The sequence below is a fragment of the Parcubacteria group bacterium genome (genome assembly GCA_041657845.1).
Taxonomy (GTDB): domain Bacteria; phylum Patescibacteriota; class Minisyncoccia; order Moranbacterales; family JAKLHP01; genus JAKLHP01.
Genome location: JBBABD010000056.1, coordinates 1 through 3,356 on the forward strand (window position 1 = coordinate 1; position 3,356 = coordinate 3,356).

The following is a 3,356-nucleotide window of genomic DNA, read 5'->3' on the forward strand; positions in this document are numbered from 1 at the left end:
CAAGAGTCCACATCGACGATGGGGTTTGGCACCTCGATGTCGGCTCATCGCATCCTGGGGGTGGAGAAGCTCCCAAGGGTATGGCTGTTCGCCATTTAAAGCGGTACGCGAGCTGGGTTCAAACCGTCGTGAGACAGGTTGGTCTCTATCTGCCATAGGCGCAATTGCTTGAGGGAAGTCTTTCTTAGTACGAGAGGACCGGAAAGAACGAACCTCTGGTGTATCGGCTGTTCCGCCAGGAGCAATGTCGAGTAGCTAAGTTCGGAATAGATAACCGCTGAAAGCATCTAAGCGGGAAGCTACTCCCAAGATTAGGCAATAGTCGTTCGTATCACACTCTGTGTGATACTCACTGTACGCTAATAGTTGCGAATTTATATCCAATGTATTCGAATACATTTGTTAACATTTGTGACAATTCGTGTATAGCGAAGTATCGTGCGAAGCGCGATACGAGCGGCAAGTTTTCCTGGAAGATGACCAGGTTGATAGGTTTCAGATGTAAGCACAGTAATGTGTTAAGTCAAGAAATACTAATAAAATTATGTAACCTTTTTCGTTTTTTGAGGTTAGTAGTTAAGAGCAACTTAACCGAAATTGTTTGACAACAATCACAACACAAGAGTTGATTATATTGTCTTGGTGGTTCTAGCGAAGTGGTAACACCTCTTCCCATACCGAACAGAGCCGTGAAGAACTTCAGCGCCGATGGTAGCTCTTCGGAGCAAGAGTAGGTCGCCGCCAAGACAATGTAATTAACTTCGAGATGACCTTAAGATCAAAAACGAGCGAAAGCTTGTTTTTTTGTCTGCGTTATTGTAAAATTAATCTATAAAATTATGCCTAGAAGCGTAAAAAGATTCATTATTATTTTAATCTTTCTCGGAATACTATTTTTAGTAGGCTGGCTTGCGTATTCCAAAATGAAACCTGCTAAAACCTGCGATGACGGAAAGCAAAACCAGAATGAAACCGGAATTGATTGTGGGGGAATTTGCCAGAAACAATGCGAAAAAAAATTCGACGCCAAGGATTTGAGAATAGAGGAAAGCGCTTTTGTTCCTGCCGGACCGGGAACTTATGATGTAATGGCGAGAGTCTCTAATCCGAATAATCAATTGGGAAGCCCAAGTTTTTCCTATGAGTTTTCCCTCAAAGATGCTGGCGGAAATGTGTTGGCGAAAAAATCAGGAACAAGTTTTATTCTTCCTGTTGAATCGAAATATATCATCGAAACAGGAATTGAATTGAAGCAAAATCCGCAATCCGTCGAAGTTTCCATAAGCAATCAAAAATGGGAAGAATTTTTTGGATACGAAAGGCCCGAGCTAAACATATATAACAAACGGTACAATTTAATATCATCCGGAGTTGGATACAGCGAGGCCAAAGGGCTTCTTAGGAATGAAAGCTCTTTCGACTTTGACACAATAAGGATAAACATCGTGCTTAGAGATGAGAATGGAAAACCGGTGGCTTTTAATAAAACTGAAATGAAAACTGTGAATGTCGGAGCGGAGAGGGATTTTCGCTTGCTTTGGCCAATCGATTTCCCCGGATCAGTTCAGGGAGCTCCGGAGATGGAAGCCGAAACTAATGTTTTCGATTCCCAGAACTTCATAAAAAAATATATACAAGGATCTCAGTCGTTCCAAACGAGTAAATAAAAAAGTTATAAAGTTCATAAAGTTATAAAGTTTGTAAAGTATCGTTTTTTAAACTTGCGGCTTTAAGAACTTTAAAAACTTTATAGACTTTTAACTTCGTTTAATGCTTAAAAAAATATTTATCTTTGACTGGGTGCTGGTAGCAGCAGTTCTATTTTTGACCGGAATAAGCCTTCTGGCTCTTTATGGAATTTCGGCAGCCGGTTTCAATGAGGCAAACATAATTTGGAAACAACTTTTTTTCGCTTTTGTGGGAATATCAGCGATGGCTTTTTTTTCAAGAATCGACTATCATTATTTGCGTTCTTACAGCCGTCCGATTTACTTTACAACTGTCATCGTTTTGATTTTAGTTCTTTTGCTCGGGAATAGGGTGCATGGAACTTCCGGCTGGCTAGGACTGGGAATTTTTAATGTTCAGCCGGTAGAATTTGCCAAGGTCGCTCTAATTATATTTTTAGCCAGCTTTATTTCCAGCAAAAAAATAGTATTGGGAGAGGCGGTTCAGCTAGTTGCCTCTATGATCCTCACGGCGGTTATAGTTTTTTTGGTTATCAAGCAGCCTGATTTTGGAAGTGCGATGGTGCTTTTGGGAATATGGATCGGAATGGCTTTTTTTTCCGGAATTAACAAAAAAATTCTAGCAGTGCTTTTGGGTATTGGAATTTTGGCGGGTGCGGCTACTTGGTTTAATTTAGCCGATTATCAAAAAGCCAGGATTGTTAGTTTCGCAAATCCTGAATTTGATATAAAAGGAAGCGGGTATAATGTTTTTCAGTCAATTGTGTCAGTTGGATCGGGGGGGATGACCGGAAAAGGGATCGGCCAGGGTTCTCAATCCCAGCTTGATTTCCTTCCCGAAAGCCATACTGACTTTATTTTTGCCACCGTTACGGAAGAGTTGGGATTTCTGGGCGCAATGTTGGTGCTTTTCCTTTACGCGGTTTTATTTTACCAAATGCGAAAGATTGCCTTGCTGGCTCCTGACAACTTTGGATATTTATTGACTTCCGGAATTATGATTATGCTTTTTACTCAGCTTTTAATTAATATCGGAATGAATATCGGGCTGGTTCCCGTAGCGGGAATCCCGCTTCCTTTTTTGAGCTATGGGGGAAGTTCTCTGGTTGCGTGCTTTGTGGCGGTTGGAATTGTGCTCAATATCTACAATAAAAGAACAATTGCCGATTCAAAAGTAATGCAGTCGTATTAATTATTTTTTTTAAATTTAACAATATGGGAAACGAAAACAAATTTATGAAGCCACCGGAGAAAAAGACATACAAAGCCAGAGCCATATGTTCTATGTGTCATAAGGAAATGGGCGAAAGGGATGGCTTCCCGAATGAAGGTGGAATTACCCATCTTACCTGCGATGAATGCGCAAAGAAAATGAAAGCTGAATACGAAGAATTAAAAAATCCATTGAAGTGATATTAATGCAAAATTCCCTAAAGTTTAACTTTAGGATTGCAGTAGTTGTTTTTTGAAACATTTTCCGGTTTCCGTCAAGATGTGCATAACTTTTGATTTTTGGGCTGGACGAGCTTATTCTCTAGGCGTACACTAAATAGACAGGAGCTCATTTAAATTGACCACGTTTTTTTCCAAACACCGACCTGAAATTAATCATCGAATATCCCAGATATCGGAACCCCATGAAAGTGCATTGCAGTTTCTCATAACGAG

Annotated in this window: 3 protein-coding genes and 2 rRNA genes; all 5 read left to right on the forward strand. The window is 40.3% G+C overall.

The window, feature by feature from the left end:
• Window positions 1-560: ribosomal RNA gene (locus WC906_05320) — 23S ribosomal RNA — on the forward strand; the annotation flags it as partial.
• Between the two features lie 78 nt (window positions 561-638).
• A 5S ribosomal RNA gene (gene rrf, locus WC906_05325) occupies window positions 639-747 on the forward strand.
• A 92-nt stretch (window positions 748-839) separates the two neighbouring features.
• Window positions 840-1,667 carry a hypothetical protein gene (locus WC906_05330; GenBank protein ID MFA5777823.1) on the forward strand — a complete coding sequence of 276 codons (828 nt, stop codon included), beginning with the start codon at window positions 840-842 and terminating at the stop codon, window positions 1,665-1,667.
• A gap of 103 nt (window positions 1,668-1,770) precedes the next feature.
• Window positions 1,771-2,880, forward strand: a complete 1,110-nt coding sequence (rodA, locus tag WC906_05335) for a rod shape-determining protein RodA (GenBank protein ID MFA5777824.1) — start codon at window positions 1,771-1,773, stop codon at window positions 2,878-2,880.
• Window positions 2,881-2,903: 23 nt separating this feature from the next.
• Window positions 2,904-3,101 carry a hypothetical protein gene (locus WC906_05340; GenBank protein MFA5777825.1) on the forward strand — a complete coding sequence of 66 codons (198 nt, stop codon included), beginning with the start codon at window positions 2,904-2,906 and terminating at the stop codon, window positions 3,099-3,101.
• Window positions 3,102-3,356 lie beyond the last annotated feature (255 nt).

Coding starts and splice junctions, on each gene's coding strand:
- WC906_05340 (MFA5777825.1), top strand. CDS start 2,904: ATGGGAAACGAAAACAAATTTATGAAGCCACCGGAGAAAAAGACATAC.
- WC906_05330 (MFA5777823.1), top strand. CDS start 840: ATGCCTAGAAGCGTAAAAAGATTCATTATTATTTTAATCTTTCTCGGA.
- rodA (MFA5777824.1), top strand. CDS start 1,771: ATGCTTAAAAAAATATTTATCTTTGACTGGGTGCTGGTAGCAGCAGTT.